Origin of the sequence: Marinicrinis sediminis (assembly GCF_042685085.1) — a bacterium.
Lineage (GTDB): Bacteria > Bacillota > Bacilli > Paenibacillales > KCTC-33676 > Marinicrinis > Marinicrinis sediminis.
Window position 1 is genome coordinate 23,201 of the sequence record NZ_JBHUMM010000008.1, and the last position, 6,099, is coordinate 29,299.

Here is a 6,099-nt window from a genome sequence, read left to right on the forward strand (position 1 = left end):
TGCATTGTGTGTTCGTCTCATTTGCTGCATGATAGGTATAACGACAAGAAGCAGACTTTCCAACTGAAGGAGTGGATGGAAGATGGCGCGCATTCTGATTGCAGACGATGATCCTCACATTACGAGGCTGATCGCCCTATATATGAAAAGGGAGGGGCATGAGACACTGGAAGCCTCGAACGGACAGGAAGCGTTGCAACTGCTGGAAAAAAAACAGGTACAACTGGCCATCATTGATCTGATGATGCCTTTGCTCGATGGCTATCAGCTGTGCGAGACACTTCGAGACTACGATGATGCCCTGCCCATTCTGATGGTCACAGCCAAGGGAGCCTCTCAGGATAAAATCAAGGGCTTCCAGGCTGGGACGGACGATTACGTCACCAAGCCATTCGATCCGGACGAACTGGTCATGCGAGTTCGCGCTTTGCTGCGCAGAGCCAGACAACAGACCGAGCAGGTGATTCATATCGGAGACATCACGCTGGATGCGTCGACGAAGCAGCTTTGTCATGGGGACGCTGTTCTGATTCTTCCCCTGAAAGAGTTCGAGATTTTATTCCAGCTTGCCAGTCACCCGCAACAGATCTTTACACGCATTCAGCTGATTGAGGCCTTCTGGGGCCTTGATTATGAAGGGGATGAGCGTACCGTGGACGTCCATATCAAGCGCATTCGGGACAAGCTGGAGGACACTTCCGTTCGGGTTGCGACCTACCGCGGGCTTGGATATCGCTGTGAGGTGATTTCATCATGAGAGCGAAAAGCCTGTACGTCCAAATTGTACTGACCTTTTTAATTGCCATCTTTCTCAGCCTTCTGCTGGCCTTCTTTACCGCTGATCATCTGTATGAAGATGTGATCCGCAGCCGTCTGGTGCAGCAGCTGGAGGAAGTGTCTGTGGAAATAATCGACCTGTATCAGCATACCTCCTCCGAGCAAATGAAATCGTATATTGATCGTCTTCATGTTTTCAATATGCATGCCATGGTCTTTCGCGAAGACAGCCAGGTGCCCATCGCCCGTTCCGTTCAGGCTGAGAATTGGGAAATACCGAAACCGGTCAGGGAAAAGGTGTTAAACGGCGGGGTGCATCGTGAGGATTTGATGCGCATTCAGGCTCATATCGGGGTTCCTTTCGAAGTAGACGGTGTGAAGCATGCCCTGTTCCTCAAGCCTGCGATCGCCAATTTACTGGACGATTTCAAGCAGATTGTCCTGACCATCCTCGCGGCCATATTGGTGCTGGGAAGCACGCTTTTTCTGCTGACGACCCGCATGCTGATCCAGCCGATTCGTGAAATGACGATCGCGACACGGAAAATGGCAAAAGGGGATTTCAGCTACTTCATCCCGAATAAGCGCAAGGATGAGCTGGGGCAGCTGACGAACAGCTTTAACGAGATGACACGGGATCTTGGGCATTTGGAAGAAATGAGACATGAATTTGTAACCAATGTGTCTCATGAGATTCAGTCTCCGCTAACCTCGATTCGCGGATTTGCGAAAGCGTTGAGAGAAGGGATCATAACCGATCCGGAGGAGCAAAAGCAGACGCTGGACATCATCGAGCAGGAAAGCACTCGTCTGTCCCAGCTCGGCAAGCATCTGCTGCAGCTCGCGGAACTAGAGTCCGAGCAACCCGCCCATCAACCCCGCCCGTATGCCCTGGATGAGCAAATACGCAGAGTCGTCAATGCACTGGAGCCGCACTGGCGAGAAAAGGGGCACAAGCTGGAGATCCGTCTGCCTGCTCGCCTCGCACTGAAGGGAGATGAGCAGCAACTGGAGCAGGTGTGGATCAATTTCCTCATGAATGCCATCCGCTATACACCTCCGGGCGGACAGATCACCGTCACCGGGAAGGCCGAGGAGCAGGAGATCCTGATTCGAATAACGGATAACGGAATCGGACTGTCTGAAGAGGATCTCCCGCACATTTTTGAGCGATTCTACAAGGCGGACAAGTCCCGGGCGAGACAGGACGGCGGCAATGGACTGGGGCTCGCCATTACCCGGCGCATTGTCCTCCTGCATGGCGGAACCATTGCAGCCGACAGCACCTTGGGCAGCGGGACGACCTTCACCATTCGATTGCCGCGCTAATCTGTGAGTTCATATTCAGTTCATACAGCCCCTTTATGATAGGTCTAATCACCTCGCACAGGGAAGGAGCCTGCTTGTATGAATCTGAATCAACTGACTCGCTTTAGTTTGAAAAATCGAGTAGCCATCCTGCTGCTGACGGCGCTTATCGTCGCCGCAGGATGGCTCGGTTCCCAAAAAATCAATATGGAGACGTATCCGGATGTCTCCCTGCCGGTTGTCGTCGTCAACACGATGTATCCGATGGCCTCTGCGGAGGAAGTCGAAGAACAGGTGACCACTCCCCTGGAGCATGTCCTGCTGGGACTGCCTGATTATGAATCCGTTACGAGCACATCCAAAGAAAATCTCTCCATGATTATCGTCAAGTATCCGTTTGAGAAAGACATTGAGACCGCGCGAACTGAAGTAGATCGCGCGGTAGCGAAGGTCAAGCTGCCGGATGAAGCAGCGGACAGCGAGGCCACCACGCTGTCGCTAAACTCGGCCCCGATCTACCGAACTGCCGTCTCTTCGGACGAATTTGCCGACATGCAGCGGTTTCTGGAGCAGACCGTTCAGCCTGAATTGGAAAATATCGAGGGCGTCGCTTCCATTTCGCTAACGGGCGGTGAGTCGTCCAGCCTGTCCATCATCGTGGATGAGCAGCAGGCATCCCGCTACGGATTGACACTTGCGCACATTCAATCGGCCATTGAAGCGGCCAACTTCAAGCTTCCGCTCGGGTTGCTGGAAGCTGAGAATCAATCGATTCCCCTGGAAGTACAGGGTGATCTGAAGACGATGGAAGCGCTGAAGGCTTTAACGTTAACACCAGCCCTGCCATCTCCATCATCTCCGTCATCTCCGTCCGGCACGGCGATGCCTTCCACGGCTGCTTCTCCGTCTCCATCCCAAATGCCAAAAGCGGATCAGAAGAGCCCGTCAGAGACAGCAGGACAAAATCAATCGCAGTCCCCTGCGTCTGTGGGTACGAGCCAGATCACACTTGGCGACGTGGCGAACATTTCCATGACCACTGAGCGCCAAGATATATCCCGCTATAACGGGGTCGACAGCATACTGCTGTCTGTTCAGAAGACCGATGAGGCCAATACGGCAGCTGTTGCAGCAGCGGTCGATGAGCGGTTAATTGAATTATTATCCGGGACTGACTACCGGATGGACGTGGTTCTGAATTCCGGTGCAGAAGTGGAAGAATCGGTTCATGCTCTGATGAGTGAAGGCGGATACGGCGCCTTGTTTACCGTGATTGTCATTTTGCTGTTCCTGCGTAATTTTCGTGCGACGCTTATTGCGATTGTTTCCCTGCCGATTTCCATTCTCGGCACAATTGCCCTGCTGGAGTATTTCGGTTATACCCTGAACATTATGACGCTCGGCGGTATGGCGGTCGCCGTCGGACGAATTGTAGATGACAGTATCGTCGTTATCGAGAATATCTATCGCTGGAAACAGGAGCACCCGGCTATGAAGCAGCGAGAGGTCGTCTTCCGAGCTACCCGTGAAGTCATGGGGGCCATTTCTTCTTCGACCATCGCGACCTTGATCGTGTTCCTGCCGCTCGTCTTCGTTGGAGACGTCATCGGGGAATTCTTCCGTCCCTTCTCCCTTGCGGTCGTCTTCTCCATCTCCATCTCGCTCCTGGTTGCCATCTTGCTCATTCCTGTGCTAGGCGATCAGCTGATTCGGAAAGTCAAGCCGCATCGGGAGCAGATCGGTAGCTGGACTCGTGGTTATCGTTCCTTGCTGGTGCGCAGTATGAAACGCAAATGGCTGGTTTTCTCTCTGGCCTTTGTGCTGCTGGTCGGTTCACTGATGCTTATTCCTGCTCTCGGGGTTGCGTTTCTTCCATCCGGAAGCCAGAATCAGCTGGAAGCGACCGTCGAATTATCTCCGTCCGCGACACTCGCAGATACCGATGCGCTGGCCAGTGACATTGAACAATACCTGGACAGTCAGTCAGTCGTCATGCAGCATCAGGTCTCCATCGGCTTCACAGAAGGAAACGCCATTCCAGCGGGCATGCCGCAGCATAACGATCATACGGCCACCTTCTTCATCACCTTGCAGGATGACGCCTCTATCCATGACCATGTACTCCAGTACGAGCAGGCATTGCTGGAACTGGCACAAGCTGTGGATGAAAAAGCAGTTGTCTCCATACAGGAAGTGGTTCAGAACGGACCGCCTAGCAGCGATGCCGTCGATGTCTATCTGTACAGTGATGACCTGGCAGCACTCCGAGCCGCTGCCAAACAGGTGGAGAATCAGTTCCTGCAGGATGATCGTCTGAAGAATGTTCGCAATGATATGTCTGATACCCAGACGAAATGGATCTTTACCCAGACCGACAAAGGCAAGGCGCTCAACGTCTCGCCGATGCAGCTGTATCCACTTCTGCATGAACGATTACAGCCCATCAACGGGGGCACCCTCTCTCTGGATGATACCAAGTGGGTGTGGAACCTCTCTTATGAAGAGCGGCTGTCTACCCGTGAAGCCATCGCTGACTTGTCCATGCCAACGACGGCTGGACAGTTAAAAGTGGGCGAGTTGTTTCAAATCGAAGAAGCCGCGGTTCCGGCAGAAATTAACCATTCCAATGGGCGAACATCTGCGATCGTTTCCGGTCAAGTCGTCAACGTAGACGAAACGGCTGCCGTCTCACGCGCGGTCATGGATGATGTAGAGATGCTGGCGCTTCCGAACAATGTGACGCTTGAATTTACAGGCGGCCTGCACGATATCACTGAAGGATTTGTCGACCTGGGTTATGCGATGGGAGCCGCAATTGTGCTCGTCTTCCTCGTTCTAACCATGACCTTCAGCGGCATTCGAACACCGATGGTCATCCTGTCGTCGCTCATCTTCGTACCGATCGGCTCTCTGCTCGGCTTGCTGCTGACCGGAGAACCGTTGTCCATGTCTACCATGATCGGCTTGCTGATGCTGATCGGCATTGTCGTCACCAATGCAGTGGTACTTCTGGATCGTGCGGAGAAGAACCGTATAGCAGGTCAGGATGCGATGGAAGCCATTCTCGAGGCGGCTGTCACTCGTCTGCGTCCGATTCTCATGACGGCTCTGGCGACGATATTTGCCCTGATTCCATTAGCGATGTCGCAATCGGCCAGCGGATTTATCTCCAAGGGACTGGCCGTTACGGTTATTGGCGGACTGACGACCTCTACCTTGCTCACCCTCGTGTTCGTGCCGGTGCTGTATCATGCGCTTACCAAACGCAAATTGTATCGGAAAGATATGTTCTAATTTGCCTATATTTGAACGTTATTCGATTCAGAGCGATCCTCTATGCAAACAAATATGGTGTGGAGGATCGTTATTTGTCTTAGATTTGTCCGATTCAACTTATGCAAGATATCTTTAGCAAATTCAGGAGTGAATGTACCCAAAGGTATTCTTGAAGCTCTGCGTTATTGATAGGCTTGTGGCGCTGTCTTCGCTTCATACTCTTAATGAGTGTAACCTCACTTGATTGCACGTGAAATAGTGTCTACCGAGATGCTTCCCGATCGCCCGAGTTGATCAACCGAGTATATATTAAGTCTCTAGTTTACTGCGTTCAACGACGCTAGGATGGGAGTGGCTCATGTTGGGTTCTCCTGTCATTAATGGAGGTGTGGTAACTTCCGTCTTACACGAAACCAGACATGGGCTCTTTTGTTTTCTGCTAGCTGTTGCATTTCATTTTAGAATCTGTCTTTTTTAATAAGTGTATAGGTAATAATGTAATGAAAAATGGCAATAGACAGTCCCACAAATGATATAATCATTTGAATAATCATCGAATAAAATTCAAGTAGAAAAAGAGAATAAAGCAAAAAAGGGATCACGGATAAAAGAATGATATGCTCCCCTTTGAGTAGACACCTGAAATAACAAAATTCAGGACTACTCAAAGGGGAGCTTTTTTATGGGAAGAAGACGAATCAGTTATGACAAGAAAATGGAAGCTGTAGAGAAATACAA

General features: G+C 51.4%; 3 protein-coding genes. All 3 read left to right on the plus strand.

All coding sequences use genetic code 11. The features are described from left to right. Window positions 1-82 precede the first annotated feature (82 nt). The 3 genes from ACFSUC_RS05540 (at window position 83) to ACFSUC_RS05550 (ending at window position 5,379) form a co-directional block, all read left to right on the plus strand. Window positions 83-757, plus strand: coding sequence for a response regulator transcription factor (locus ACFSUC_RS05540; protein ID WP_379928490.1), 675 nt, complete (start codon window positions 83-85; stop codon window positions 755-757). Between the two features lie 521 nt (window positions 758-1,278). Then, window positions 1,279-2,106 (plus strand): HAMP domain-containing sensor histidine kinase, encoded by an 828-nt coding sequence (locus tag ACFSUC_RS05545; RefSeq protein ID WP_379928495.1) that lies wholly within the window; start codon window positions 1,279-1,281, stop codon window positions 2,104-2,106. A 78-nt stretch (window positions 2,107-2,184) separates the two neighbouring features. After that, window positions 2,185-5,379 carry an efflux RND transporter permease subunit gene (locus ACFSUC_RS05550; protein WP_379928491.1) on the plus strand — a complete coding sequence of 1,065 codons (3,195 nt, stop codon included), beginning with the start codon at window positions 2,185-2,187 and terminating at the stop codon, window positions 5,377-5,379. Window positions 5,380-6,099: the final 720 nt, after the last annotated feature.